The following is a 25,983-nucleotide window of genomic DNA, read 5'->3' on the forward strand; positions in this document are numbered from 1 at the left end:
TCGTAGAATGGAGGGCCGGCGACCCCGCAGCCATGCTCCATCCGTCGCCCTCGCACCTCTCTCGCGGGAAGGGCGACGGCACAGGCGCGACCTTCCGCGCCCAGCGGCTGTCGGAGCGCGCGATGGGCAGGGCCCGGACCAATCCTGTTGATCCTCTTCACCGGGCCGCAGAGCGGGATCGGGAGCGCCTGCCATGAGCACCGGCTCCCGCCCCCTCCGCCTCGCCCTCGCCTGCGGCCTCGCGGCAGCGCTCGTCGGCGGCGCCTACGCCGTCACCCGTCATGAGCGTCAGCCGGCGCCCCCGTCCGCCTCCGCGCCCGTGCCGGTGGTGACGGCTGCGGCCAAGCGACAGGACGTGCCGGTGGACCTCACCGGCATCGGCACGGTGACGCCGTTCAACACCGTGACCATCCGCTCGCGAGTGGACGGGGCGTTGCAGCAGGTGCTGTTCCACGAAGGGCAGGACATCGCGAAGGGCGCGCCCATCGCGGTGATCGACCCGCGCACCTATGAGGCGGCGCTGGAACAGGCCGAGGCGCGCCTCCAGCAGGATCAGGCGGCGCTCGCCAACACCCAGCTGATCTTCCAGCGCGACGCCAAGCTCGGCCGCGATGCCTTCGTCAGCCAGCAGACGGTGGACAACGAGCATAGCGCCGTGGCGCAGCTTGAGGCGCAGGTCGCCCAGGACAGGGCGGCCATCGAAACCGCCCGCACGGAGCTTTCCTACACGCAGATCACCGCCCCCATCGATGGGCGCGCCGGGCTCCGGCTGGTGGATGAGGGCAACATCGTCCATGCGGCGGACCCGACCGGCCTGGTCGTGCTGAACCAGATCCATCCCATCGCGGTCATCTCCACCCTGCCCCAGTCGGATGTCGCGACCATCCGGGCGGCCCTTGCCGCCGGCCCCGTGGCGGCGCGGGCGGTCTCGCGCGAGGACGGGACGGTGCTCGACACCGGCTCGGTGGAGATCATCGACAACGAGATCGATCCGAAGAGCGGAACGCTGCGGGTCAAGTCCACCTTCGCCAATCGGGAGGACCGGCTCTGGCCGGGGCAGTTCGTCGATGTGCGGCTGCGCGTCACCACGCTCACGGGCGTCGTCACGGTCCCCGCCGAGGCCGTGCAGCGCGGGCCGGACGGCCCCTTCGTCTACACGGTGGGCGCGGACGGACGGGTCGCGGCCACTCCCGTCACGCCTGGCCAGATCGCGGAGGGCATCGCCGTCATCAAGGCGGGCATCGCCGAAGGGCAGGAGGTGGTGGTACAGGGCCAGTCTCGCCTGGCTCCCGGCGTGACGGTGCGCGGCAAGGCGCAGGGGGGCTGAGCGCCATGGCCAACGCCGAGCCCCGTGCCGCCTCCCCGTCCGCTTCCCCGTCCGCCGCGACGACCTCCCTCTCCGCCTGGTTCATCCGCAATCCCATCGGCACATCGCTGCTGATGGCGGGGTTGCTGGCGCTCGGCGCGATCTGCTTTCCGCTCCTGCCGGTGGCGCCCCTGCCGGATGTGGATTTTCCCACCCTTCAGGTTTCCACCGCGCTGCCCGGTGCCAGCCCCGAGATCATCGCCTCGTCGGTCACGCAGCCGCTGGAGCGCCAGTTCGGGGAGATTCCCGGCCTCGCGCAGATGACCTCCATCTCGACGCTGGGGAATTCCGCCATCACGCTCCAGTTCAATCTGGGCGTGGACATCAACGGCGCCGCGCTGGACGTGCAGACCGCCATCAACGCCGCCGGCGGGCAATTGCCGGCCGACCTGCCGGCCCCGCCCACCTACAGGAAGGTGAACCCGGCCGATCCGCCCATCATCGTCCTCGCCCTCTCCTCGGACACGCTGCCCATCATTCAGGTGGATGATTTCGCCGAGACCGTGCTGGAGCAGCACCTGAGCCAGATCAACGGCGTGGGGCAGGTGAACGTGGTGGGCCAGCAGAAGCCCTCCGTGCGCATTCAGGTGGACCCGGCAAAGGTCGCCAACCTCGGCCTCTCGCTGGAGGACATCCGGCAGGCCATCGTCGCCACCACGCTCAACGGCCCCAAGGGCACGGTGCAGGGCAAGGCGCGCACCTTCACCCTCTATGACAACGACCAGCTCACCGCCGCCGGCCCGTGGCTGGATGCCATTCTCGCCTGGCGCGACGGCGCGCCGGTGCGGGTGCGCGACATCGGCATGGCGGTGGACGCCGCCGAGAACACGCAGCTCGCGGCCTGGGCCAACGGCGGGCGCGCCATTCTCCTGCCCGTCTACAAGCTGCCGGGCGCCAACGTCATCTCCACGGCAGACGCGATCAAGGCCAGTCTCCCGACGCTGATGGCCACCGCCCCCGCCGGCATCCATCTGGAGATCCTCTCGGACCGCACGGTCACCATCCGCGCCTCGGTGGACGATGTGGAGAAGACGCTGGTCATCACCATCGTGCTGGTGGTGGCGGTGATCTTCGTCTTCCTGCGAACCATGTGGGCGACCATCATCCCCGCCGTCGCCGTGCCGCTCGCCATCGTCGGCACCTTCGCGGCGATGTACGCGCTCGGCTACAGCCTCGACAACCTCTCGCTCATGGGGCTCTCCATCGCGGTCGGCTTCGTGGTGGACGATGCCATCGTCATGCTGGAGAACATCGAGCGGCATGTGGACATGGGCAAATCGCCCGTTCAGGCGGCCCTCGACGGCTCGGCGGAGATCGGCTTCACCATCCTCTCCATCAGCCTGTCGCTGGTGGCGGTGTTCATCCCGCTGCTGCTGATGGGCGGCATCGTCGGCGGGCTGTTCCGCGAGTTCGCGGTGACGGTGACCATCACCATCGCCGTCTCGGCCCTCGTCTCGCTGACGCTGACCCCCATGATGTGCGCCCTTTTCCTGCGCCCCAAGGGCGCGCCACAGGCCCACGGGCGGCTCTATCTCGTGTCCGAGCGGGCCTTTGGCGCCCTGCTTGCCGGCTATCGCCGCACGCTGGACCTCGCGCTCGACCATGCCCGCGTGACGCTCTGCATCTTTCTGGCGGCGGTCGTGGCCACCGGCGTGCTGTTCTACGCCATTCCGAAGGGCTTCTTCCCGCAGCAGGACACCGGCCTCATCATCGGCATTTCCGAGGCCGCGCAGGACGTGTCGTTCGCCGAGATGGCGCGGCGCCAGCTCGCCCTCGCGCAGATCGTCTCGGCCGATCCGGATGTCGCCTCGGTGGGCACGGGGGTGGGCGCGGGTGCCGGCCAGTCGGTGAACAACGGGCGCATGTTCATCACCCTGAAGCCACGCGCCGAACGCACCGCCTCCGCCTTCCAGATCATCGACCGGCTGCAGGCGAAGCTCGCCGGTGTCGAGGGCGCGGCGCTGTTTCTCCAGGCGGCGCAGGATCTCAACGTGGGCGGGCGGCTGTCGCGCACGCAGTTCCAGTACACCCTTCAGGATGGCGACATCGGCGAGCTGAACACCTGGGCGCCGCGGCTCCTCGCGGCGATGAAGGGCCTGCCGCAGCTCACCGGCGTCGCCTCGGACCAGCAGACCGGGGGCGCCACCCTCACCCTCACCATCGACCGGGAGCAGGCCGAGCGGCTCGGCATCAGCCCCGCCGACATCGACGCCACGCTCTACGACGCCTTCGGTCAGCGGCAGGTGACGCAGTATTTCACCCAGCTCAACAGCTACCACGTCATCCTTGAGCTGCTGCCGGCCATGCAGGCCTCGCCCCATGCCCTCGACGCGCTTTATGTGAAATCGCCGCGCACGGGCGAGCAGGTCCCCCTCTCCGTGCTCGCCAGGTGGACCTCGCTGCCGACGACCTTCCTCTCCATCAACCACCAGTCCCAATTCCCCTCGGTGACGCTCTCCTTCAACCTCGCGCCCGGCGTGGCGCTGGGGGATGCGGTGGCGGCCATCCACGGCGCGGAGCAGGGGCTCGGAACCCCGCCGACGCTGGCCGGCACCTTCCAGGGCAACGCGCAGGCCTTCCAGCAGTCGCTGGCGCGCGAGCCCTATCTCGTCGCGGCCGCGCTGGTGGTGATCTACATCATCCTCGGCGTGCTCTATGAGAGCTACGTCCACCCCCTCACCATCCTCTCGACGCTGCCCTCGGCGGGGCTCGGGGCGCTCGTCATGCTCTGGGCGTGCGGCTTCGACTTCTCCATCATCGCCCTCGTCGGCGTGATCCTGCTGATCGGCATCGTGAAGAAGAACGGCATCATGATCGTGGACTTCGCCATCGCCCGCGAGCGCGGGGCCGGCCTGTCGCCGCGCGAAGCCATCCGCGAGGCCTGCCTGCTGCGGTTCCGGCCGATCCTGATGACCACCTGCGCCGCGCTGCTCGCCGGCGTGCCGCTGATGCTCGGCCACGGCACCGGCTCCGAGCTGCGCCAGCCGCTGGGCTACGCCATCGTCGGCGGGCTCCTCGTCAGCCAGGTGCTGACGCTCTACACGACGCCCGTCATCTACCTCGTGCTCGACCGCCTGCGCGCGGGCGCGGGGCGCCGGACGGCCGAAGGTACATACCCATAGGTCGGCCCATCACCCGATGGTTCAGGCTGGAAAAATGGATGGAGAATGTCCGCCTCCGCCACCGCGTGGAATGCTTCTCCCCGTCATTGCGGCGCTTCGGCGCGCTTCTTCTGTCCGGCGAGGGGATAATGCTCGTTTATACTTATGTCGCACTTGGCGGCGCCCTCGGTTCCATTCTGCGCTACGGGATGAACCGCTGGCTCACCCTCCTCGTCGGCGGCGCGCTGCCGTGGGGGACCATCCTCATCAACATCGCCGGCTCGTTCGTCATCGGCGCGCTGGCGGGGCTCTTCCAGGGGGCGGGATCGGGCGCGCCGAACGAGGTCCGCCAGTTCCTGCTGGCAGGGCTGTGCGGCGGCTTCACCACCTTCTCCTCCTTCAGCCTCCAGACGCTCGACCTCATCCAGGCCGGCGAGCCGGGACGCGCGGCGCTCAATGTGGGCCTGTCGGTGGCGCTGGGCCTCACCGCCGTGACGCTCGGCTTCCTCGCGCCCGGCGCGCTCGCCACGGTGTCGCGCAGCGTCGGTGCGTGAGCCGCCCGCTCAGATCCGGGCGCTGCGCCGGAATTCGCCGGGCGACACGCCGAGCTGCCGCCGGAAAGCCCGCGTGAAGGTCGATTGCGAGGAGAAGCCGCAGGAGAGGGCCACATCGGCGAGGCTGGCCTCGCTGTGGGCCAGAAGCTCCTGCGCGCGCTTGAAGCGCAGGGCGCTGATGAAGCGGTGCGGCGGCACGCCCGTCGCCGTGCGGAAGGCGCGGGCGAAATGGTGGCGGCTCAGGCACGCCAGGTCCGCCAGCGTGGACAGGGAGATGTCCGTCTCGATGTTCTCGTTGATGAAGCCGATGACGCGCCGCAGCCGCCGGTCCTCGATGGTGACGGCGGCCGCCGAGGCCTCGATGAGGCCGGCGCCCGAATAGCGCGACACGAGGTGGGCGGCCATGGCCCGCGCCAGCCCCTCCACCAGCATGGCGCCGCACGCCGTCTCCTGCCCCAGTTCCTCGGAGATGCGGTATCCCACCCCCCGCAGGAAATCGTCGTCGATCCCGGCGATGTACTGGATGTCGCCGGACGAGACCGGGCGCGAGAGCAGGTCGGAAATGTCACGGAAGATGTCGCTGCCGACGAACACATGCATCACGTTGGTCAGGTCGGCCCCGATCCGGATGGAGTCCTCGAACACGCCGGTCGGGCAGAGCCAGAGGGTGCCGGCCTGCACCGGCGTGTCCTGAAGCTGGCCGTTGGCGCGGCGCTCCACGCGCGCGCCGCCGGCACCGGACAGGGCCAGCGTCATTTCCAGCTGCTGCGGCACGGGCGGGGGAATCTCCCCGGCGGGATGGTTGCGGATTTCGGCGCACAAGCCCTTCCACCTGCGCGCGCCGGAGCTCGCGACGAGATCGGCGCGGGGGAATTTCATGCGGCCGAAATCATTCAGCCCAACCATTTCAAGCTCCGATGCGGAAGGCCCGGCTTCCCCAAGCACCCTATGCTTCCCCAAGCGCCCTATAGTGAAGCTCCTGGCCGGAACGATCAAGAACGTCAATTTTGGCCAATGAAAATGACGCTTCCGGCAAAGACGCCGCCCGGCCGGATCGGTAGCGTCAGGCTCGCTCCGGCAGTGCCCCCTGCGCGGCCGGGGCCGAACAGCAACCCGCCGGGAGCCCGCCATGAACCCGAGGAGGCAGATGCCGAACCTGTCTCACCGCGACGTGACGGCCGCGCCCGACGACTGGTATCTCCTCGGCAACGATCTCTCCGGCCGTCTCGGCACGAAGGACCGGGCATGGTGGGCGGGCCTTGCGGTGACCGCCCGCACCTCCGAGCAGGGCATCGAATGCTGGTCCGCCACGGATGCGGATGGCGCGCGCTGGCGCATCCGTCTGGCCAGGTGGAGCGCCCCCGCCGCGAGCCGGCTTGAGACCGAGGCGGCCGTGGCCCTCCGGCTGGGCGCGGCGCTGGCGGAGGTTCCGCTCTTCATGGGCGGCACCGGGCGCCCGGCGCTGGTTTATCCCGCCCGCAGCGGGCAGACGCTCGCGGAGGCGCCGCGCGGGATCAAGGTCGCCCCCTTCCTCGACCTGGCGCTGGCGGCGACGGCGGCGCTGGCGCAGGTGCATGCGGCGGGCATCATCCACGGGGCGCTGACGCCCGGGCGCGTGCTCATCGAGCCCGACGGCCGGGTGCGCTTCGCCGATTTCGCGGTTCTCGGCGACCGATCCGTCGCGGAACACGACTTCGCCTATGCCGCCCCCGAGCTGCTGCGCACCGAGCCGGCGGCGGTTGATGCCCGCGTGGATCTCTACGCCCTCGGGGTGATGCTCTATGAACTGCTGGCCGGGCGGCTGCCGCTGACGGCGGCCAGCCTCGCCGACTGGCTCCATGCGCACGTGGCGATGGACGCCCCCTCCGTCCGGCCGGCCCGGCCGGAGGTGCCCGCCATCATCGACCGCATCCTGCTGAAGCTCATCAGCAAGGAGCCCCGCCAGCGCTACCAGACCGCCGAGGCGCTCCATGCCGATCTGCGGCGGGTGGCACGCACCATCGCCGCCACCGGCGCGGCCGGAGACTTCGTGCTCGCACGCGGCGAGTTCGCCGATCTAACGCGCGCCTCGGCCCATCTGGTCGGGCGCGACCGGGACCGCGCGACGCTGCTCGATGCCCATGCCGCCGCCCGGCGATCGTCGCGCGGGCAGATCGTGCTCGTCACCGGCGAGGCCGGTGCCGGCAAGTCGGCGCTGGTGGACGGAGTGCTCGACACGCTCCGCGATACCGGCGCGCTCTGCACCACGGGCAAGGGCGTGCAGCTGCGTCAGGGCACGCCGTTCGCCCCCGCCGGGCAGGCTTTGCGCAGCGCCATCGCCGCGGTGATGGGCGCCGATGCGGCCCTGCTGGAGGGCGTGCGCGCGCGCCTCGGCACCATCGTGGGCAGCAGCCGGATGCTGGCGGAGCTGGCGCCCGAGGCGACGCTGCTGCCGCCCGAGACCCACGCGCTGGCGGATGTGCCCGCCCATCTCGCGCAGGCCCGCGCCACCCGCATCGTCGCCGAGACCTTCGCCGCCCTCGCCTCCCCCGAGGCGCCGCTGGTGCTGTTCCTCGACGACCTGCAATGGTTCGATCAGGCCAGCCTCAACGTGGTGCGCCACCTGTGCGCCGCGCCGCCCCCGCATGTGCTGCTCATCTGCAGCTATCGGCAGGATGCCGAAGGCCGGGGCGCGTTGAAGGCATTTCTGGAGGTGGCGCGCGGCGCCGGTACGGACCTTCGGGAAGTGCGCCTCGCGCCGCTGGACCTCCCGCAGACGGCGGACCTCATCGCCCTCACGCTGAACAGCGCGCCCGACGACGTGCGCGCGATGGCCGCCTTCTTTCATCGTGAAGCCGGCGGCAACCCGTTCCACATCGGCCAGCTGCTCCAGCGCATGCGCGAGGACAGGGCCCTGCGCTTCGATGCCGATGCGCAGGCCTGGCACTTCGACCCGCCGCACTTCGACCCGCCCCACCTCGGCCGGCAGCATGAGGTTCTGGAGCTGATGCAGGAGCGCATCGGCGTGCTCCCGCCGCTCCAGCGGGAGGTGCTGCGGCGCTGCGCGAGCCTCGGCGGGCGCCTGACGACGGGCCTCGCGGCCCAGCTCTGCGGCATCGGCCCCGAGGAGGCGGCGCGAGCGGCGGGCACTCTCGTGGCCGGCGGCCTTCTGCGCCGCGCGGGAGCCGAGTTCGCCATCGTCCACGACCGGGTGCTGGAAGCGGCCTATGCGGACATGGCGCCCGACCAGCGGGCCGACATGCACCTCGGCAACGCCCGCTGCCTTGCCGCCGGTGCCGGCGTGCCGGACCGTGCCGTCGCCTTCGACATTGCCGCGCAGGTGGAGCGCTGCGATCTCGCGCGGCTGGGAGAGGACGACCGCCGCCGGTTCGCGGGCATCGTGCTTCAGGCCGCGCGCACCGCCCGTTCCGCCGGCGATGCCGAACGCGCCCTCCAGTTCGCCGAGCTGATCGGACGCATGCGGCCCGACGCGGGCGCTGACGATCCGCCGGGCGCCCTCCCCGCCCTCGCTTTCGAAACGGAATGGCTGCGCTGCGACTGCCTGCTCGCCCTCGCCCGCGTTGAGGAGGCGCTGTCCGGCCTCGACGGGCTGGCGCGGCAGGCCCGCGACCCCATCGACATGGCCGACGTCTACCGCCTCAGGACCATCGCCCAGACGGTGAAGGGGGCCTACGGGCCGGCCATCGACGCCGCGCTTCAGGGCTTGCGTGTGCTCGACATCGCACTCGATCCCGCGCCCGCGCCGCAGATGCTGGAGGAGAGCTACCGGCGCTGCCTCGAAAAGCTCGCCGGCGTCAGCATGGACGAGTTGCTCGCCCTCGACGACATGACCGACCGCCGCGCGCGATCCGCGCTGGCGCTGCTCTCCACCCTCATCTCGTCCTTCTTCGTGAAGGGCGAGCTGCGCTTCCTGCACGCCATCCGCATCATCGAGCTGACGCTGGAACACGGGCTGGCGCCGGAGACGGCCTATGGGCTCGCCTGGTTCGGCGTGCTCAGCGCCCACCATTACGGTGCCCACCATCACGACGCCTACGAGACCGGCACCGCCTATGCCACGGCCGCCTGCACCCTCGCCGCCCGCGACGGCTACGAGGCGCAGCGGACCGCCGCCCTGCTCGCCCTCGATCAGGTGAGCGTCTGGACAAAGCCCATGCGCACCGCGCTGGACCATGCCCGCGAGGGCGCGCGTGTGGGGCAGGCCGCCGGTGATCTCGGCATGACCTGCTATGCCCTCAACCACATCGGCTCAGACCTCATCATCATCGGCGAGCGGCTGGACCGGCTGCGGCCGGAGCTGGTGGAGAGCCTCTCCAAGGTGGCGGAGATCGGCTACACCGACATCCTCGCCATCCTCACCGCGCAGCTCGGCTTCGTGGACAGCGTGGCGACCGACGAACCGCCCGCGCCGCTCGATCCGCATCTTTCGGCGTCCTCCGTCGCCACCCAGTTCTGGGTTCTCCATTACGCCGGTCTGCAAGCCTTCTTCCGGGGCGAGATGGAGACAGCGCTGGACCGGCTCGAAGCCGCCGACGCGCTGGCCTGGGCCGCGCCGGCGCATATCGACACGGCCAGCTGCTGCTTCTTCCTCGCCCTCGCCCGCGCGCGCGCGGCCGGTGCAGGGCCGCTGCCCGGGCGGGTCGCCGGCATGGCGGACGCCCGCGCGCGCTTCACCGCCTGGGCCGCGCTCAATCCCGAGACCTTCTCCTGCAAGCACCTGCTGCTGGAAGCCGAGGCCGCGCGCCTCTCGGGCCAGCTCGGCCCCGCTCTCCTGCTCTACGAGCAGTCCGCGAACGCCGCCGGCGCGGCGGGCTTCATCCACGATCAGGCCCTCGCCCACGAGCTGGCGGGCCAGTGCTATCTCGATGCCGGCCTGACCGCGCCCGCCCAGGGCTGCCTTCAGGCCGCCGCCCGCTGCTATCGCCAATGGGGCGCGCACCGCAAGGCGGACGAAATCGGCGCCCGGCTCCCCACCGCGCACGACCCGCACCCGACCGCCGCGCCGGGCCAGATCCAGGACGCGCTCGACCTCGCCGTGATGTCCGCCACCTCCCAGACGCTGGCCGAGGAGATCGGCCTCGAACAGGTGGTGCGCACGCTGATGAAGAGCATGATCGTCCATGCCGGCGCCCAGTTCGGCCTCCTGCTGCTGCTGCGCGAGGGGACGCTGGTGGCCGAGGCGGCGGCGCTGGTGCAGAGCCAGGAGCTGGAGATCGTCCTCAAGCCCGGCGGCGCGCCGGAGGCCCGCGTGCCGCCCTCCGTGCTCAACACGGTGCTGCGGACCGCAAGGCCGATCATCCTCGGCGATGCCGCGCGCGAGGCGGCCGACCGGGGCCTTGCCATGGGGGAGCGCCCGGTGCGCTCGCTCGCCTGCATCCCGCTCCTCAAGCGCGGCGAGCTGATCGGCATCCTTTATCTAGAAAACGCGCTGGCCGCCGACGTCTTCACGCCGCGGCGGATGGCGATGCTGGACATCCTCGCGCCGCAGGCCGCCATCTCCCTCGACGCCGCGCGCCTCTATGGCGACCTCATGGAGGAGAATCTGCGCCGCGTGCGGGTCGAGTTCGACCTGCGCGAGGCCCGCAGCGAGCTGGCGCAGGCGGCGCAGATGACCGCCATGGGCAGCTTCGCCACCTCCATCGCCCACGAGGTCAACCAGCCGCTCGGCACCATCGTCGCCCATTCGGACGCGGCGCTGCGCTGGCTCGACCGGCCGGAGCCGGACCTTGGCGAGGCCACGCGCAGCCTCAAGGGCATCCGCGACGCCGGCCGGCGCGCGGCGGACATCATCAAGGCCCTGCGCGCACTGGTGAAGCCGGGCGCGTCGGAGCTTTCCCCGCTCCTCATCGAGCGCGTGGTGGAAGAGGTGCTGCGGCTGGTGGGGCCCGACATGCGCGCGCACCAGGTGCAGCTCGACCTCGCCCTCGCCGCCGCCCCGCGCGCGGTGATGGCGGACGCCGTCCAGATCCAGCAGGTGGTCTTCAACCTCGTCACCAACGCCATCCACGCCATGGAAACCACCCCGCCCGAGGCCCGCCGCCTGCGCGTCGCGACCTCCGCGCGGGAGGGCCATTTGGAGGTGACCATCACGGACACCGGCTGCGGCATGGCGCCGGAGGTGCTCACCCGCATCTTCCGGCCCTTCTTCACCACCAAGGCCGCCGGGATGGGCGTCGGGCTCGCCATCTGCAAATCCATCGTCGAGCGGCATGGCGGCGCGCTGGAGGCCACGTCCGAGGCCGGCGCGGGCAGCACCTTCTCCATCCGCATGCCCTTTGCGGTGACCTGACGCGCGGGCGTCATACCAACATCTCGTGCCCCCATACCAAGACGGCGCCGCCCGGTCTTCAGGTGTTATGGCGCGACGGGCCAGCGACGCGCACTCTTATCCGGCATTCGACATGTCATGCCGAAGTCGAGGCTCAAAGCAAAGCCCACGCCATCACCTTGCCCAAAGACCGTAAAGGAGCAGCCATGGCCAACGACGCCAAACAGCCCGCCGGTTTCTACAGCGCCCTCGCCCAGGAAACCGCCACGGCCGAGCGCAATGTCTCGGCGACCAATACGGGGCCGAAGAACCGCGCCCTCATGGCGCTCAACCCCAGCTCGGACGTGCCGCCGCCCACCGATCACGGCGTGGTCGAGCCCTTCTGGTACTCCTTCGATCTCACCCACCGCCGCGTGCAGGACGGAGGGTGGACCCATCAGGTCACCTCGCGCGAGCTTCCGGTCTCGAAGGATATCGCCGGCGTCAACATGCGCCTCACCCGTGGCAGCTTCCGCGAGCTGCACTGGCACCTCGCGGACGAGTGGGCGATCATGCTCTCCGGCCGCGCGCGGGTGACGGTGTTCACGACGGACGGCGCCCTGTTCGTGGACGACGTGGGCGAGGGCGACCTCTGGCTCTTCCCGGCCGGCGCGCCGCACTCCATCCAGGCCCTCGGTGAGGACGGCTGCGAATTCCTGCTCGTCTTCAACCAGGGCGACTTCTCAGAGGAAAGCACGCTGCTTCTTTCCGACTGGCTCAAGCATACCCCGCCCGAAATACTGGAGAAGAACTTCGGCCTCGATGCCGAGGCCATCGCGCGGCTGCCCAAGGGCGAACCGCTCTACATCTTCTCCGCCGCCGAGCCGACCAATACGCTCGACCAGGACATCGCCGAGGTGGCGCGCCACGCCGAGACGCCGAGAATCTCCTACACCTTCAAGGCGAGCACCATGACGCCCACGCGGGAAAGCGCATCGGGCACGGTGAAGGTCATCGATTCCCGCAACTTCCCGGCCTCGCAGAAGATCGCCTCCGCCATCGTGACGGTGAAGCCGGGATGCATCCGCGAGCTGCACTGGCACCCCAACGGCAGCGAATGGCAATACTGGATCAAGGGACGCGGCCGCATGACCGTGTTCCCCGGCCAGGAAGCGGCCCGCACGATGGATTTCAGCTCCAACGACGTGGGCTTCGTGCAGAACATGGCCGGCCATTACATCGAGAATACCGGAGATGAGGATCTCGTCTTCCTCGAACTGTTCGTGGCGCCCGAATTCCACGACATCTCCCTGAACCGCTGGCTGCGCGCGCTACCCGAACAGGTGGTGATGGACCACACCCACCTCACGGCCGGGGAGATCGCCAAAATCCCCACCGGCCACCATCCCCTCCTCCCGTGATCCGGGAGGGCGACCGGCGGTGTCCGCGCCGCCGGTCGCCAGTAAAACCCGCCTCAGCCCAGTCTTGGGAGCCCCGGCCCGCGTAGAACCCGCGAGGACGCCATGACGTTTCTCGGCTATCCGCCAGCCTCTTCGGCCGATCCGACGCCGGCGCCGCCCGCCCCGCCGCCGGTGAGATCAGCCGCCCCCGTTCCGCTCGATATGGCGCATCCCGCAGTGTTCGGCGCCCTGCTCACCGCCGTCGCCGGTTTTCTGGATGTCGTGGCCTATGTGACATTCAGTCATCTCTACGTGTCCTTCATGAGCGGCAACAGCATTCACCTGGGAATAGCGCTCGCCACCTTGCGCATTCCAGATATCGCAGCCATTTCCGGAGTCGTAGCCGCGTTCGTCTTCGGCGCTTCGGCCGGAACGCTGCTTCACGATCATGCCGGCGTGCGGCTGCTGCCGCTGGCGCTCGGCATCGAGGCCGGGCTTCTCCTCCTCGCCGCCGCCGCGTCGAGCATCGCGCTGTCCACGATCAGCCTTCTGCCCGTCGCGCTTGCCATGGGCCTGCAGAACAGCCTCCATCAGACGTCGGGACAGACGTCGGTCGGCAAGGGCTTCGTCAGCGGCGAACTCGTCCGCCTCGGCCAGTCCATTGCCCGGCTGCGCGCACGCGCGGCGGACCCCGCCGGCACGGCGACCCTTTTTCTCGGCTGGATCGCCTTCGTCGCCGGCGCGGCGGGCGGCGCGCTCCTCATCACGCCGCTCGGCCCCGCTGCCTGCCTGCTCATCGCGGCGGCCATTCTGGTGGCGATGTTGGTTGCCGATTTATTCCGGCATTGAAAAGGCTTGGGCGGCCCGCTCCGACGCCGAGCGTGCAGGCGCCGAACCATTTTTCGCGCCTTGCCCGTCACATCCCGCCGCGAACCGCCTTGACGCAGATCACCTCCCATGCGAATAGTGATCGAACGATAAATAAAAATCGTCCGGGAGGATTACATGATCTCAAGGAGAGGATTCCTGGGAGCGACAGCGGCTGCCGTCTCCTATGGCGCGCTGCCCGCGATGGCCCAGCAACAGCCCATTCGCATCGGCATGCTCACGATCAAATCCGGCGCCCTCGCCGCAGGCGGCCGGCAGATGGAGGACGGCTTCCGCCTCTTCCTGCGCGAGCGCGCCGAACGTGTCGCCGGGCGTCCGGTGGAATTCATCGTCGCCGATACGGGCGGCCAGCCGGCGCTCGCCAAGACGCGGGCGCAGGAGCTGGTGCAGCGCTCCGGCGTGCAGGTGGTGGTGGGGCCGGTGGCGGCCTTCGAGGCTCTGGCGATCAACGATTACTTGCAGGAGGCGGAAGTTCCCTTCCTGTGCTGCTCGGCCGCCGCGGAAGACCTGACCCAGCGCCGCCTGAACCCCTGGTTCGTGCGCACCTCGTCCACCTCCGCCCAACCCTGCCACCCGCTCGGTGACTATGTGGCGCGGGAGCTGAAGTACAAGAAGATCGTCGCCATCGCCGATGATTTCGCCTTCGGCCAGGAGCAGACGTCAGGGTTCCAGCGCACATTCGAGGCGGCCGGCGGCACCCTCGTCAAGAAGTTGTGGGCGCCGCTCAACGTGGCGGACTATGGCTCCTACATCTCGCAGATCGGCGAGCCCGATGCCGTCTTCGCCGCCTTCGCCGGGGCGAACGGCCTTCGCTTCCTGCGGCAGTATTCGGAATATGGCCTGAAGGGGAAAATCCCCCTCATCGGCTCCATGACCACGGTGGACGAGGGCGTGCTGCACAGCATGGGCGACGAGGCCATCGGCATCATCTCCGCCGGCTGGTATTCGGCCGCGCTGCCGGGCGAGGCCAACGCGCGCTTCGTCGCCGCGCTGCGCAAGCAGACGGGCGTTGATCCCGGCTTCTATTCCGAAGGCGCATACTCGGCCGGCCTCGCGCTCGAGGCCGCTCTCAAAGTGGTGGACGGCAAGATCGAGGACAAGCAGGCCTTCATGAACGCCCTGCGCAAGGTGGACATCAAGGACGATCCGCGTGGCCCGTGGCGGCTCGATGCTTACGGCAATCCCATCGAGAACATCTACATCCGCAAGACGGAACGTCGCGACGGAAGGCTGATGAACACGGTGATCAAGACCTACGAGAACGTCTCGCAGTTCTGGACCTACAAGCCGGAAGCCTTCCTTGCCGCGCCGGTCTACTCGCGCGGCGAGCCCACCAAGCTCTGAGCGCGCGCCGCCCCGCGGCACCCCTGCCCCACCCTTGCGAGCACGGTTCCATGATCGTCGACGCCCACAACCATGTCATGCCGGAGGCCATCATCCGGCACCTCGAAACCCAAGCGGATGTCTTCGGCGTCCGGGTGGACCGGGCGGAGGGCGCAACGCGCCTCGCCCACCGGGAGGGCTTCGCCTATCCCCTGTTCGAGGAGTTTCTCACCCCCTCGGCGAAGATCGAGGCGCTGGACCGCCGGGGCCTCGACGCCGCGATCATCTCGCCCTCGCCCACCCTGTTCTTCTACCGCGTTCCGCCGCAGGCGGAGGTGGCGTTCGTGCGGCGTCTCAATGACGAGATCGCGACCTTCGCCTCCGCAGCGCCCCAGCGCCTTCGGCCCATGGGCACCCTGCCCATGCAGTCGCCCGACGCGGCGGTGGCGGAGCTGGAGCGCATCGTCGCCGATCTCGGCATGCGCGCGGTGATGATCGGCTGCCACATCGACGGCGCCGCCCTCTCCGAGCCGAAGTTCCGGCCCGTGCTGCGGCGCGCCGCGGAACTGGGCGTGCTCATCCTCACCCACCCCTATTACTTCGGAACCAAGGCGGGCTTCGAGAAATACTACCTCACGAACCTTGCCGGAAATCCGCTCGACACGGCCATCATGGCGGCTGACCTGATCTTCGGCGGGGTGATGGACGAGCTTCCCGACCTGAAGGTCGCGCTCTCCCACGGCGGCGGCTTCCTGCCCTATCAGATCGGCCGCCTCGTCCACGGCTGGAAGGTGCGGCGCGAGGCGCAGACCATTCCGACCTCGCCGAAGGAGCTGTTCCGGCGCTTCTATTTCGACACCATCACCCATGATGCCGGGGCGCTCGCCTATCTCATCGATCTCGTCGGGCCGGAGCATGTGCTGCTCGGCACCGACATCCCCTTCGACATGGCGGACGAGACCGCGCTCGACACGCTCGACGCCGTGCCCGGCCTCTCCGCCGATGCGCGCGCCCGCATCGCCGGCGGCAACGCCTGGGCTCTGACCGGCGGCTGACCGCCGCATCCCGACGAAACGGAGACACACATGGCACTCACTTTGGAACCGGCTTCGGCCGGAACGCCCCGTCACGACCTCGTCAAGGGCCTGTTCATCGACGGCCGCAGCGTCGATCCCGGCCCGCGCGCCCTGATGAACATCACCGCCCCGCGAGACGGCACCACCATCGCGCAGGTCATCGAGGCGAGCGCGGAGGATGTGGACCGCGCGGTCGCCAGCGCCGACGCGGCGTTCCGCTCCAAGGAGTGGCGCTCCATGTCGGTGCGCACCCGCGCCCGCCTCGTCAACAAGCTCGCCGACGTGATGGAGGCCCATCTCGACGAATTGTTCGAGCTGGAGACGCTGAACAATGGCCGGCCCGTGCGCGAGACGCGCGCCCAGCTCGCCCGCGTGCCGGACCTGTTCCGCTACAATGCCGGCCTCGCCATGGCGCGGCGCGACGACGTGATCCCGGTGGAGGGCGATTATCTCACCTACGCCCGCCGCCTGCCGGTAGGGGTGGTGGCGAATGTGACGCCCTTCAACCATCCTCTGCTCATCGCCTGCCGAAACCTTGCCCCCACCTTCGCGTCGGGTTGCACCACGGTGGTGAAGCCCTCCGAATACACGCCGCTCACCACGCTGCGCCTCGCCGAGATCTTCTCGGAGGCCGGCCTGCCGCCGGGCGTGTTCAACGTGGTGACCGGCCCGGGCGCCGTCACCGGGCGGGCGCTGTCGGAGCATCCCGGCATCCGCAAGCTGGTGCTCACCGGCGGCACGGAAGCCGGGCGCCGGGCGGGCGCCGCCGCCGCCAGCAATTTCGCCCGCCAGACGCTGGAACTCGGCGGCAAGACGCCGGTGCTGGTTTTCGACGATTACGACCTCGACCAGGCGGTGAACTATGCCGCCTTCGGAGCCTTCGTGGGCGCGGGGCAGACCTGCGTCTGCGCCGCGCGGCACATCGTGCAGCGCTCCATCTACGATGCGTTCGTGGAGAAGCTCGCCGCCAAGGCGAAGGCCATCGCCGTCGGCGACCCCTTCGATGCCGCGACCCAGATGGGGCCGGTCATCTCCGAGCGGCAGCGGGCGCGGGTGCTGGACTTCGCCCGCATCGGCCTTGAGGAGGGCGCCCGGCTGGTGGCGGGCGGTCGTGTGCCGCCCGGACTCGAAGGCAGCCACGGCTTCTATGTGGAGCCCACCGTCTTCGCCGATGTGGACCCGCGCATGCGCATCTTCCAGGAGGAAGTGTTCGGACCGTTCACCGTGGTGACCCCGTTCGACACCGAGGACGATGCCGTGCGCATCGCCAACGACAGCCCCTACGGCCTCGCCGCCGCTGTCCGTACCCGTGACATCGCCCGCGCCCATCGCGTCGCCGACCGCATCGAGGCCGGCATCGTCTGGATCAACGATCACCACCGGGTGGATGCGGCCTCGCCCTGGGGCGGGTTCAAGCTCTCCGGCATCGGCCGCGAGTTCGGGAAGGAGGCGTTCGACGCCTATTTCGACGTGAAGGCGGTGATGGTCAACGTCGGCGACCAGCCGTTCGACTGGTTCGACATGAGCGCCCCCACCCAACGGCTGAACTGAAACCGCCCGCCCCCGCGGCGGCCCCTGGAGATGGCCCCCATGTTCTGGATCAACGGTTTCCTGAACAGCTTCGCGTTCGGCGCGATCCTGTTCCTGCTGGCGGTCGGGTTTTCCCTGATCTTCGGCCTCATGCGGGTCGCGAACCTCGCCCACGGCGCGCTCTTCATGCTGGGGGGCTACATCGCCACCTCCGCGGTGGGGCTCGGGTTCGCGGGGGCGGTGCTGGCGGCCGGGGCGGCGTGCGCCGTCTTCGGCGGCATCCTGGAGCGCACGCTCATCCGCCGCCTCGCGGGTCGCGAGCTGGCGCAGGTGCTGGGCACGCTCGGCCTCGCCTTCATCATCGCCGACCAGTGCCTGCTGGTGTGGTCGGGCGATCCCATCGCCCAGCCGGCGCCGGAGGCGCTGCGCGGCGCGGTCGGGTTCGGCGGCATCGTCTTTCCCGCCTATCGGCTGGCGCTGGTGGCGCTGGCGCTGGTGGCGTTCGTCGGCATCTGGGCGCTGGTGGAGCGCACCACGCTGGGCGCCCGCATCCGCGCGGCGGTGGACGACCGGGAGATGGCGCGGGCGATGGGCATTCCGGTGTCGCGCCTGTTCACCACCGTGTTCTGCCTCGGCGCCGGGCTCGCCGGCATCGGCGGCGCGCTCGCGGCGCCCATCATGTCGGTCTATCCCGGCCTTGATTCCGAAATGCTGCCGCTGGCGCTGCTGGTGGTCATCCTCGGCGGCATCGGCTCGCTCACCGGGGCGCTGGCGGGCAGCCTCGTCATCGGCCTCGTCTACACCTTCGGGCAGATGCTTCTTCCGGATCTCGCCTACGTCATCCTCTTCCTGCCCATGGTGGTGGTGCTCGCCGTGCGGCCCCAGGGCTTCTTCGGGAGGCAAGCCGCATGAAATGCCTTCGCATGAAAAACCCCGGCCTCAAGACCCTCGGCATTCTCCTCATCTGCGCGGCGGCGGTTCCCCTCGTGCTGCCCGGGCCGTTCTATCTGTCCATCGCCACGCAGGTTCTCGTCTACGGCCTGTTCGCGGTGAGCGTGAACCTGATCGCCGGCTATTGCGGCATGGTCTCCCTGGGCCACGCGGCCTTTCTCGGCATCGCCGGCTATGCCTTCGCGCTGCTGACGACCAGCACCGGCTGGCCGCTCTGGGCGGCGATCCCGGCGGCGGTGGGCCTGTCGGTGGCGGCGGGCGCGCTGTTCGGCCTCGTGGCGCTGCGCACCTCGGGCCTGAGCTTCCTGATGATCACCCTCGCGCTCGGCCAGATCGTGTGGGGCGTCGCCTTCCGCTACGTGGACCTCACCAATGGCGAGAACGGCATCTCCATGCCCCGCTTCCAGGGGCTGCTCGCCAACGGCACGGGGCTTTTCTACCTGTGCCTCGTGGTGACGGGGGGCTGCCTCGCGCTCGTCACCATCCTTGCCGGCTCGCCGCTCGGCGCCTCCATGCAGGGCGTGCGCGACCAGCCGCGGCGCATGAGCACGCTGGGCTATGACGTGTGGCGCATCCGCTATGCGGCCTATGTGCTCTCGGCGGGCATCGCCGGCATCGCGGGCGTGCTCTACATGCTGCTGTTCCGCTTCATCAGCCCCCACACGCTCTCGCTCACGGTGTCGTCGGAAGCGGTGCTGATGGTGATCGCCGGCGGGCTCGGCACCACCTTCGGGCCGATTGTCGGCGCGGCGCTGGTGGTGCTGCTGAAGAATGTCGCCAGCGCCTACACCGACCGCTGGCCGACGCTGCTCGGCCTCATCTTCCTGTTCATCATCGTGGTGGTGCCGGAAGGGCTTCTGCCCGGCGCGCGGCGGCTGATGCGCACGCTCGGCGCGCACCTCGCCACGCGGCGCGGGCCGACGGCGATCCCCGCCACCCCCGTCAAGGAGGCTCGCCCGTGACCGCGCCAACTGCCGCCCTTCGGATAGACGATCTGCACAAGAGCTTCGGCGGGCTCCATGTCATCCAGGGCGTGAACTTCACCGTCGCGCCGGGCGAGCGGCGCCTGCTCCTCGGCCCGAACGGCGCAGGCAAGACCACGCTGTTCAACCTGATCGCCGGCGACCTCCGGCCCACCGCCGGGCAGATCCGCATCGCGGAAGAAGACGTGTCGGCCCTGCCCACCTTCCGGCGTGCGGCGCGGGGCATCGGCCGCACCTTCCAGATCCTCACCCTGTTCGCGCGCGAGAGCGTGATCGGCAACGTCATCATGGCCCTCCTCGGCGGGCGCCCGCAGCGCTGGAAGCCCTATGGCGCAGTGGCGACGGACCCCGCCTTGCGGCGCGAGGCGCTGGAGGTGCTGGCGCGGGTGCGGCTCGACACGCTCGCCGATCGGCCGGTCTCGGAGACCTCCTACGGCGAGAAGCGGCGGCTGGAGATCGCCATGGCGCTGGCGCAGGCGCCGCGCATCCTCCTGCTGGACGAGCCGCTCGCCGGCCTGTCGAAGGAGGAGCGCGGCACGGTCAGTGCGCTTCTGGCGGAGCTGCCGCGCGACCTCACCATCCTGATGATCGAGCACGACATGGATGTCGCGCTCGCCTTCGCCGAGAAGATCGCCCTTCTGCACCATGGCCGCCTGATCGTGGACGGCACGCGCGAGGAGGTGATCGCGGACCCGAGGACACGGGAGGCCTATCTTGCCCAGTGACGCCGCGCTCTCGCTCTCCGGCCTGAACGCCTTCTATGGCGACAGCCACATCCTGCACGACGTGTCGCTGGAGGTGGCGCCGGGGCGCATTCTCGCTCTGCTCGGCCGCAACGGCGCGGGCAAGACCACCTGCATGAACGCCCTCGCCGGCCTGCTGCCCACCCGCACCGGGCGGATCGTGCTCAATGGGCGGGACATCTCCGCCTTCTCGCCCGAGGCCATCTGCCGGGCCGGGCTTGCGCTGGTGCCGCAGGGCCGGCGCATCTTCCGCAGCCTCAGCGTGGAGGAGAATCTCGCCGTCGCCCGCTGCGCCCGGCCGCCGGACGGGCGTGTGGCGTGGACGGACGACGACATCTTCGGCCTCTTCCCCCGCCTGAAGGAACGGCGCCGGCATCCGGCCGGGCTCATGTCCGGCGGCGAGCAGCAGATGCTGGCCATCGGCCGGGCACTGGTGACCGCGCCGCGCGTGCTGCTGATGGACGAGCCGACCGAGGGCCTCGCCCCCCAGATCGTCGCCGAGGTGGGCGCCATCGTCGGTCGGCTGCGGGCCGCCGGGCTGTCGGTGATCCTGGTGGAGCAGCACATGGCCTTCGCCCTGAAGCTCGCCGACGAGGTGGTGGTCATCAGCACGGGGCGGGTGGTGGACAAGGCTTCGGCGGCGGACTTCCAGGCCGATCCGGCCCGGCTGGAGGAGCATCTGGGCGTCCACTGACGGCGGCAGAAACGGCACCTGACCTTCCGGCATCTCGTCGCAGGGTGATGAATCGCACGCGAGCCGTGCTAGGATTGATCGTCCGATAAAGACCGGGTGTCCGCAGTGCCGTCCTCTAAAGCCCCCTCCCCCCAGCGTCGTCGCCTGTCACCCGCGGACCGGGAGCGGGATATCGTGGCGGGGGCGGTGGCCTTCTTCGCCGAATTCGGATTCGACGGCGCGACGCGGGATCTGGCGCAGCGGCTCGGCATCACCCAGCCGCTGCTCTACCGCTATTTTCCCGGCAAGGATGCGTTGCTCGACCGGGTCTATCAGGAGGTTTACCAGAGCCGCTGGCAGACCGAGTGGGAAACCGCCATCGCCGACCGCTCCATCCCCATCGAGGAGCGGCTGAAGCGGTTCTACCGGGCCTATGCCGCCGTCATCCAGACCTATGAATGGGTGCGGCTGTTCATGTTCGCCGGCCTGAAGGGGCTGGACTTCAACAGCCGCTATCTCGCCTTCCTGCGCGCGCGCCTGTTCGAGCGCATGGTCATCGAGATCCGCGCCGCCAACGGTCTCGACGAGAAAGCCCCGGTGAGCGAGGAAGAGATCGAGCTCATCTGGTCGCTGCACGCGGGCATCTTCTACATCGGCGTGCGCAAGTTCATCTACGGCATGCCCATTCCGGCCGATCCCGAGGCCGACATCGACGTGAAGGTGAACGCCTTCCTCAACGGCGCCCCGGCGGCCTTCGCCTCGGTGATCGACCGCGCCAAGCCGGCGCGCAGGAAGGTCGCGGGCCGGAAATAATCATTTGATAAATTAGTTTGACGCCGGTCGCATTTCGCGCCACTATCTATCATCCGATAAATAGTCGGACCGCTTCGCCCAGCCCGGCACAGACCGGGCACCGGCGATGCGACGCGACCACTGGACGGCTCGCGCCGGCCGGCCCTCGCACAGGCGAACGGGCTGCCGCCTTCAGGAGCCGAGGGAGGACACCATGCCAACGCACACCAACGCCGGGCCGCAGGCGCGCACCGCCGCGGCCCTCGCGCGCCCCAAGCGCGCCGTCATCATCGGCGGCTCCATCTGCGGCCTGTTCACCGCGCTGCTGCTGCGCAGGGCGGGCTGGGACGTGGCCGTCTTCGAGCGCATCGGCAGCGAACTCGCCGGGCGCGGCGCCGGCATCGTCACCCATCCCGAGCTGTTCGACGTCATCGGCAAGACCGGCCTCGATGTCACCGAGGCCCGCGTGGGCGTGGGCGTCAGCGGACGGCGGGTGTTCGGGCCGGATGGCCGCATCACCGGCCAGCTCGACCTGCCGCAGGTGCTCACCTCCTGGGGCCACCTCTACCGCCTGCTGCGCTCGGCCCTGCCGGACGACAGCTACCACCACGGCCGCAACCTCGTGCGCGTCGAGGACAGCGCCGAGCGCGTGCGCGCCTACTTCGCCGACGGCGCGGTGGAGGAAGCCGACCTGCTGGTGGGCACGGACGGCCTGTTCTCCACCGTGCGCGCCGCCTTCGTGCCGGAGGCCAAGCCCAGCTATGCGGGTTATGTGGCCTGGCGCGGACTGGTGGACGAGAGTGCGCTCTCGCCCGAAACCCGCGCGGCGCTCTGCGGCCACTTCTCCTTCAGCCTGCCGCCCGGCGAGCAGATGCTCGGCTATCCCGTCGCCGGCGCGGACGAGCAGCTCGACGAAGGGCACCGCCGCTACAATTTCGTCTGGTATCGCCCGGCCGCCAGCGACGGGCAGCTCGCCGAGTTGCTGACCGATGTGGACGGCACGCGCCATCCCCTCTCCATTCCCCCGCACCTCATCCGGCCGGAAGTGGTGGCCGGCATGCGGGCGGACGCGCACCGCCTGCTGGCGCCGCAATTCGCCGAGGTGGTGGAGCGCACGCAGCAGCCCTTCCTGCAGGCGATCCAGGACCTGGAGAGCCCGCGCCTGCGCCTCTCGCCCCATGTGGTGATCCTGGGCGATGCGGCCTTCGTTGCCCGCCCCCATGTGGGCATGGGCGTGACCAAGGCCGCAGCCGATGCCGCAGCCCTCGCCGACGCGCTCGCGGACGGCACGGATGTGGAAGCCGCGCTTGCCGCCTTCGAAGCCAAGCGTCTCGCCTTCGGCCGCGCCGTGGTGCAGCGGGCGCGGCATCTCGGCGCCTACATGCAGGCGCAGATCCTCGACGAGGAGCAGCGCGCCCGCGCCGAGCGGCACCGCCACCCCGAGGCGGTGATGAGCGAAACCGCCGTCGCCACGGGGATCGCAGCATGAAGCCCGACGGCGCCTTCCCCCCGCGCCCGCATGCGCGTTCGCTCGATGCCGCCGCGCGCATCGAGGCTATCCGGCAGAACCCCAATTTCCGCCGCCTTGCCGCCATCCGCGCCCGGCTCGGCCTCTCCATGGCCGCGCTGATGGCGACGCTCTATTTCGCCTACATCCTCACCGTGGCGTTGAAGCCAAGCGCACTCGGCACGCCGGTGCTGCCGGATGCGGTCTCGACCTGGGGCATCGTCGCGGGGGTGGGCCTGCTCGGCCTCGGCTTCGTGCTGACGGCGATATACGTCGCCGTCGCCAACCGCACCTTCGATCGCCTCACCCAGAACCTCAGGGAGGACGTGCAATGAAACGGCCTCAGCTTAACGGCGCGGCCCTCGCATTTGCGCTCACCCTCGCCTGCGCCGCCACTCCGGCCTCGGCCGCCGGCGCCATCGAAGGCGGCGCCCGCCAGCCCGTCAATCCGGTGGCGATCACCCTCTTCCTGATGTTCGTGGCGGTCAGCCTCGGCGTCACCTGGTGGGCGGCCCGCAAGGGCACCGGCGGCGCGCAGGATTATTACGCTGCCGGCGGCGGCCTCAGCGGCTTCAAGAACGGCCTCGCCATCGCCGGCGACTACACCTCCGCCGCGACCTTCCTCGGCGTGACGGCGCTGGTCTATTCCTCCGGCTATGACGGCATGATCTACGCCATCGGGTTCCTCGTGGGCTTCCCGATGATCCTGTTCCTCATCGCCGAGCCGCTGCGCAACCTCGGGCGCTACACCTTCGCCGACGTGGCGGCCTACCGGCTCTCGGAAGTGCCGGTGCGGGTGGTGGCGGCCACCAACACGCTGGTCATCGTGCTGCTCTATCTCATCGCCCAGATGGTGGGGGCCGGAAAGCTCATCGAGCTGCTGTTCGGCCTGCCCTACTGGGTGGCGGTGGGCCTCGTGGGCCTGCTGATGATGGCCTATGTGACCTTCGGCGGCATGCTGGCCACCACCTGGGTGCAGATCATCAAGGCGGTGCTGCTGCTCACCGGCTCGGTGGTGATGTCCCTGCTCATCCTCGGCCATTTCGGCTTCAGCCTGGAGGCGCTGTTCGCCCGCGCCGCCGCGCTCCACCCCAAGGGCATGGCCATCATGGCGCCGGGCGGGCTGGTGAAGGACCCCATCTCGGCCATCTCGCTGGGCGTCGCCCTCGTGTTCGGCACCGCCGGGCTGCCGCACATCCTGATGCGCTTCTTCACCGTGGCCGATGCCCGGCAGGCGCGCACCTCCGTGCTGGTGGCGACGGGCTTCATCAGCGTCTTCTACACGCTGCTGTTCGTGCTCGGCTTCGGCGCCATCGCCTTCGTCATGTCGGACCCGAGCTTCAGGGATGCGACCGGCGCGGTGGTGGGCGGCACCAACATGGTGGCGCTGCACCTTGCCAACGCGCTCGGCGGCTCGGTGCTGCTCGGCTTCATCTCGGCGGTCGCGTTCGCCACCATCCTCGCGGTGGTGTCGGGCCTCACCATCGCCGGCGCGTCGGCGGCGAGCCACGATCTCTATGCCCGCGTCATCCGGCGCGGCAAGGCCTCGGAGCAGGAGGAGGTGCGGGTCTCCAAGGCGGCGGCGGTGGTCATCAGCCTCTTCGCCATGGCGCTCGGCCTTTTGTTCGAGAACCAGAACATCGCCTTCATGGTGGGCCTCGTCTTCGCCATCGCGGCGAGCGCGAACTTCCCCGTCATCGTGCTGTCGGTGTCCTGGCCCGGCCTGACCACGCGCGGCGCCGTGACCGGCTCGGTGACCGGCCTCGTGGTCGCCCTCTTGCTCGTGGCGCTGAGCCCCAGCGTGTGGACGACGACGCTGAAGCTCGGCCCGGCGCCGTTCCCCTATGACAACCCCGCGCTGTTCTCCGTGCCGCTCGCCTTCCTCGTCTCGATCCTCGTCTCGCTGGCGGATCGCAGCACGGCGGCCGAGCGCGTGCGCGCGGCCTTCGCCGCGCAGAACGTGCGGGCGCAGACCGGCTTCGCATTGGACTGAAACGCCGAAATACAGGGAGACACCCAATGAACATCAACACCACCGCCACCTACGCCACCATCGAAGCTCCGCGCGACTGGCCCGAGGCCCTGCGGGCGGATCTGCATGCCAGCCGCGGTAATGGCCGCGTCGGCAGCCGTCTCGTGTCGCAGAGCGAGCGGGTGCGGGTGTGGCACCTCGCGCTGAAGCCCGGCGAGCGCATCGGCTTTCACACCCATGTGCTCGACTATTTCTGGACGGCCGTGACCGGCGGGCGCGCCCGCTCCCATTATGCCGACGGGCACGTCGCCGAAGTGACGTATGAGGCCGGCGACACCAAGCACCACCATTTCGGCCCCGGCGAGTTCATGATGCATGACCTCACCAACATCGGGGATACTGAACTGGTGTTCACCACCGTCGAGTTCCTCGACAGCGACAACGCGCCGCTGAAGGTCGATTGAGACCGGGGCGCATGCCCGTCCGCGCAAAAGAAAAGGGGTCGCCGAGGCGACCCCTTTTTGCTTTCAGTATTGCGCCGATCAATTGTCGTCGGCGTCGTGGGCGGGGCCGGACTGGGCGTTGCCGGTCTCGAACGGGCGCTCGGAGACATAATAGGGGCCGGGGGTGCCGAAGGCGCTGGGACGCTCGAGGCGGGCCTGCTCGCGGGCCACGGCCGCCGGCGAGGTCGGGGTCAGGCTCCCCTGCGCGGAGACGGCATACTGCTCCACATTCTCCTTCTGGACGGTCGGGCCGGCGAAGGCCGAACCCATGGACGAGACGAGCGCCACGGCGACACCGGCGGCGAGGACAGCAGACTTGATGGACATGGCAAGCACTCCGTTGTTGATGTGATGAATTTAGGAGATGCTGCCGA

At 69.7% G+C, this 25,983-nt stretch carries 20 protein-coding genes; 18 read left to right on the plus strand and 2 right to left on the minus strand.

All coding sequences use genetic code 11. The annotated features are described in order from the left end of the window. Nucleotides 1-193: 193 nt before the first annotated feature. The 3 genes from J2126_RS06960 (at nucleotide 194) to crcB (ending at nucleotide 5,021) form a co-directional block, all read left to right on the plus strand. A complete protein-coding gene (locus J2126_RS06960) occupies nucleotides 194-1,327 on the plus strand; it encodes an efflux RND transporter periplasmic adaptor subunit (RefSeq protein WP_209485150.1) in 1,134 nt (377 codons plus the stop codon). 5 nt (nucleotides 1,328-1,332) lie between these two features. Then, nucleotides 1,333-4,488: an efflux RND transporter permease subunit gene (locus J2126_RS06965; protein ID WP_209485151.1), complete on the plus strand. Its 3,156-nt coding sequence runs from the start codon at nucleotides 1,333-1,335 to the stop codon at nucleotides 4,486-4,488. Nucleotides 4,489-4,616: 128 nt separating this feature from the next. Next, nucleotides 4,617-5,021, plus strand: coding sequence for a fluoride efflux transporter CrcB (crcB, locus tag J2126_RS06970; RefSeq protein ID WP_209485154.1), 405 nt, complete (start codon nucleotides 4,617-4,619; stop codon nucleotides 5,019-5,021). Nucleotides 5,022-5,030: 9 nt separating this feature from the next. Here the strand turns inward: crcB and J2126_RS06975 are convergent, their stop codons facing one another. Further along, nucleotides 5,031-5,927 (minus strand): helix-turn-helix domain-containing protein, encoded by an 897-nt coding sequence (locus J2126_RS06975; protein ID WP_209485156.1) that lies wholly within the window; start codon nucleotides 5,925-5,927, stop codon nucleotides 5,031-5,033. Between the two features lie 223 nt (nucleotides 5,928-6,150). Here J2126_RS06975 and J2126_RS06980 point away from each other — a divergent pair, with 223 nt between their 5' ends. The 15 genes from J2126_RS06980 (at nucleotide 6,151) to J2126_RS07050 (ending at nucleotide 25,570) form a co-directional block, all read left to right on the plus strand. Then, on the plus strand, nucleotides 6,151-11,310 hold the full coding sequence (locus J2126_RS06980; protein WP_209485158.1) for a trifunctional serine/threonine-protein kinase/ATP-binding protein/sensor histidine kinase: 5,160 nt from the start codon (nucleotides 6,151-6,153) through the stop codon (nucleotides 11,308-11,310). Between the two features lie 185 nt (nucleotides 11,311-11,495). Next, nucleotides 11,496-12,689: a cupin domain-containing protein gene (locus J2126_RS06985; RefSeq protein ID WP_209485160.1), complete on the plus strand. Its 1,194-nt coding sequence runs from the start codon at nucleotides 11,496-11,498 to the stop codon at nucleotides 12,687-12,689. Nucleotides 12,690-12,791: 102 nt separating this feature from the next. Beyond that, entirely contained in the window at nucleotides 12,792-13,517 is a 726-nt protein-coding gene (locus J2126_RS06990; protein WP_209485163.1) for a YoaK family protein, read from the plus strand. Between the two features lie 156 nt (nucleotides 13,518-13,673). Beyond that, on the plus strand, nucleotides 13,674-14,900 hold the full coding sequence (locus J2126_RS06995; RefSeq protein ID WP_209485165.1) for an ABC transporter substrate-binding protein: 1,227 nt from the start codon (nucleotides 13,674-13,676) through the stop codon (nucleotides 14,898-14,900). A gap of 50 nt (nucleotides 14,901-14,950) precedes the next feature. Beyond that, the gene (locus tag J2126_RS07000) at nucleotides 14,951-15,934 is read left to right on the plus strand and encodes an amidohydrolase family protein (RefSeq protein WP_209485167.1); all 984 of its coding nucleotides are present in this window, start codon (nucleotides 14,951-14,953) and stop codon (nucleotides 15,932-15,934) included. 30 nt (nucleotides 15,935-15,964) lie between these two features. Beyond that, complete coding sequence (locus J2126_RS07005; protein ID WP_209485169.1) at nucleotides 15,965-17,506, plus strand: aldehyde dehydrogenase; 1,542 nt, start codon at nucleotides 15,965-15,967, stop codon at nucleotides 17,504-17,506. 39 nt (nucleotides 17,507-17,545) lie between these two features. Beyond that, nucleotides 17,546-18,397, plus strand: coding sequence for a branched-chain amino acid ABC transporter permease (locus J2126_RS07010; RefSeq protein WP_209485171.1), 852 nt, complete (start codon nucleotides 17,546-17,548; stop codon nucleotides 18,395-18,397). Further along, on the plus strand, nucleotides 18,394-19,398 hold the full coding sequence (locus J2126_RS07015) for a branched-chain amino acid ABC transporter permease (protein ID WP_245327233.1): 1,005 nt from the start codon (nucleotides 18,394-18,396) through the stop codon (nucleotides 19,396-19,398). Before J2126_RS07010 ends, J2126_RS07015 begins: the two co-directional genes overlap by 4 nt. Continuing rightward, entirely contained in the window at nucleotides 19,395-20,144 is a 750-nt protein-coding gene (locus J2126_RS07020; RefSeq protein WP_209485173.1) for an ABC transporter ATP-binding protein, read from the plus strand. Before J2126_RS07015 ends, J2126_RS07020 begins: the two co-directional genes overlap by 4 nt. Then, nucleotides 20,134-20,856, plus strand: coding sequence for an ABC transporter ATP-binding protein (locus J2126_RS07025; RefSeq protein WP_168462100.1), 723 nt, complete (start codon nucleotides 20,134-20,136; stop codon nucleotides 20,854-20,856). Before J2126_RS07020 ends, J2126_RS07025 begins: the two co-directional genes overlap by 11 nt. Nucleotides 20,857-21,030: 174 nt before the next feature. After that, the gene (locus tag J2126_RS07030; RefSeq protein WP_348634253.1) at nucleotides 21,031-21,648 is read left to right on the plus strand and encodes a TetR/AcrR family transcriptional regulator; all 618 of its coding nucleotides are present in this window, start codon (nucleotides 21,031-21,033) and stop codon (nucleotides 21,646-21,648) included. Nucleotides 21,649-21,841: 193 nt separating this feature from the next. Beyond that, nucleotides 21,842-23,116, plus strand: a complete 1,275-nt coding sequence (locus tag J2126_RS07035) for an FAD binding domain-containing protein (protein WP_209485175.1) — start codon at nucleotides 21,842-21,844, stop codon at nucleotides 23,114-23,116. Then, entirely contained in the window at nucleotides 23,113-23,469 is a 357-nt protein-coding gene (locus tag J2126_RS07040; RefSeq protein WP_209485177.1) for a DUF485 domain-containing protein, read from the plus strand. The genes J2126_RS07035 and J2126_RS07040 overlap by 4 nt, the downstream gene beginning before the upstream one ends. Beyond that, on the plus strand, nucleotides 23,466-25,127 hold the full coding sequence (gene actP / locus J2126_RS07045) for a cation/acetate symporter ActP (RefSeq protein ID WP_209485179.1): 1,662 nt from the start codon (nucleotides 23,466-23,468) through the stop codon (nucleotides 25,125-25,127). The genes J2126_RS07040 and actP overlap by 4 nt, the downstream gene beginning before the upstream one ends. A gap of 26 nt (nucleotides 25,128-25,153) precedes the next feature. Continuing rightward, nucleotides 25,154-25,570: a hypothetical protein gene (locus J2126_RS07050; RefSeq protein ID WP_209485181.1), complete on the plus strand. Its 417-nt coding sequence runs from the start codon at nucleotides 25,154-25,156 to the stop codon at nucleotides 25,568-25,570. Between the two features lie 78 nt (nucleotides 25,571-25,648). Here the strand turns inward: J2126_RS07050 and J2126_RS07055 are convergent, their stop codons facing one another. Then, nucleotides 25,649-25,936, minus strand: a complete 288-nt coding sequence (locus J2126_RS07055; protein WP_209485183.1) for a hypothetical protein — start codon at nucleotides 25,934-25,936, stop codon at nucleotides 25,649-25,651. Nucleotides 25,937-25,983: the final 47 nt, after the last annotated feature.

This window comes from Xanthobacter flavus (genome assembly GCF_017875275.1).
GTDB classification, from domain to species: Bacteria; Pseudomonadota; Alphaproteobacteria; order Rhizobiales; family Xanthobacteraceae; genus Xanthobacter; species Xanthobacter flavus_A.

What these genes read in the sequence shown, in the direction of transcription:
- J2126_RS07015 (WP_245327233.1), top strand. Translation starts at nt 18,394, where the DNA reads ATGAAATGCCTTCGCATGAAAAACCCCGGCCTCAAGACCCTCGGCATT.
- J2126_RS07050 (WP_209485181.1), top strand. Translation starts at nt 25,154, where the DNA reads ATGAACATCAACACCACCGCCACCTACGCCACCATCGAAGCTCCGCGC.
- actP (WP_209485179.1), top strand. Translation starts at nt 23,466, where the DNA reads ATGAAACGGCCTCAGCTTAACGGCGCGGCCCTCGCATTTGCGCTCACC.
- J2126_RS06980 (WP_209485158.1), top strand. Translation starts at nt 6,151, where the DNA reads ATGAACCCGAGGAGGCAGATGCCGAACCTGTCTCACCGCGACGTGACG.
- J2126_RS06965 (WP_209485151.1), top strand. Translation starts at nt 1,333, where the DNA reads ATGGCCAACGCCGAGCCCCGTGCCGCCTCCCCGTCCGCTTCCCCGTCC.
- crcB (WP_209485154.1), top strand. Translation starts at nt 4,617, where the DNA reads ATGCTCGTTTATACTTATGTCGCACTTGGCGGCGCCCTCGGTTCCATT.
- J2126_RS06960 (WP_209485150.1), top strand. Translation starts at nt 194, where the DNA reads ATGAGCACCGGCTCCCGCCCCCTCCGCCTCGCCCTCGCCTGCGGCCTC.
- J2126_RS07035 (WP_209485175.1), top strand. Translation starts at nt 21,842, where the DNA reads ATGCCAACGCACACCAACGCCGGGCCGCAGGCGCGCACCGCCGCGGCC.
- J2126_RS06975 (WP_209485156.1), bottom strand. Translation starts at nt 5,927, where the DNA reads ATGGTTGGGCTGAATGATTTCGGCCGCATGAAATTCCCCCGCGCCGAT.
- J2126_RS06985 (WP_209485160.1), top strand. Translation starts at nt 11,496, where the DNA reads ATGGCCAACGACGCCAAACAGCCCGCCGGTTTCTACAGCGCCCTCGCC.
- J2126_RS07010 (WP_209485171.1), top strand. Translation starts at nt 17,546, where the DNA reads ATGTTCTGGATCAACGGTTTCCTGAACAGCTTCGCGTTCGGCGCGATC.
- J2126_RS07055 (WP_209485183.1), bottom strand. Translation starts at nt 25,936, where the DNA reads ATGTCCATCAAGTCTGCTGTCCTCGCCGCCGGTGTCGCCGTGGCGCTC.
- J2126_RS07040 (WP_209485177.1), top strand. Translation starts at nt 23,113, where the DNA reads ATGAAGCCCGACGGCGCCTTCCCCCCGCGCCCGCATGCGCGTTCGCTC.
- J2126_RS06995 (WP_209485165.1), top strand. Translation starts at nt 13,674, where the DNA reads ATGATCTCAAGGAGAGGATTCCTGGGAGCGACAGCGGCTGCCGTCTCC.
- J2126_RS07005 (WP_209485169.1), top strand. Translation starts at nt 15,965, where the DNA reads ATGGCACTCACTTTGGAACCGGCTTCGGCCGGAACGCCCCGTCACGAC.
- J2126_RS07000 (WP_209485167.1), top strand. Translation starts at nt 14,951, where the DNA reads ATGATCGTCGACGCCCACAACCATGTCATGCCGGAGGCCATCATCCGG.
- J2126_RS06990 (WP_209485163.1), top strand. Translation starts at nt 12,792, where the DNA reads ATGACGTTTCTCGGCTATCCGCCAGCCTCTTCGGCCGATCCGACGCCG.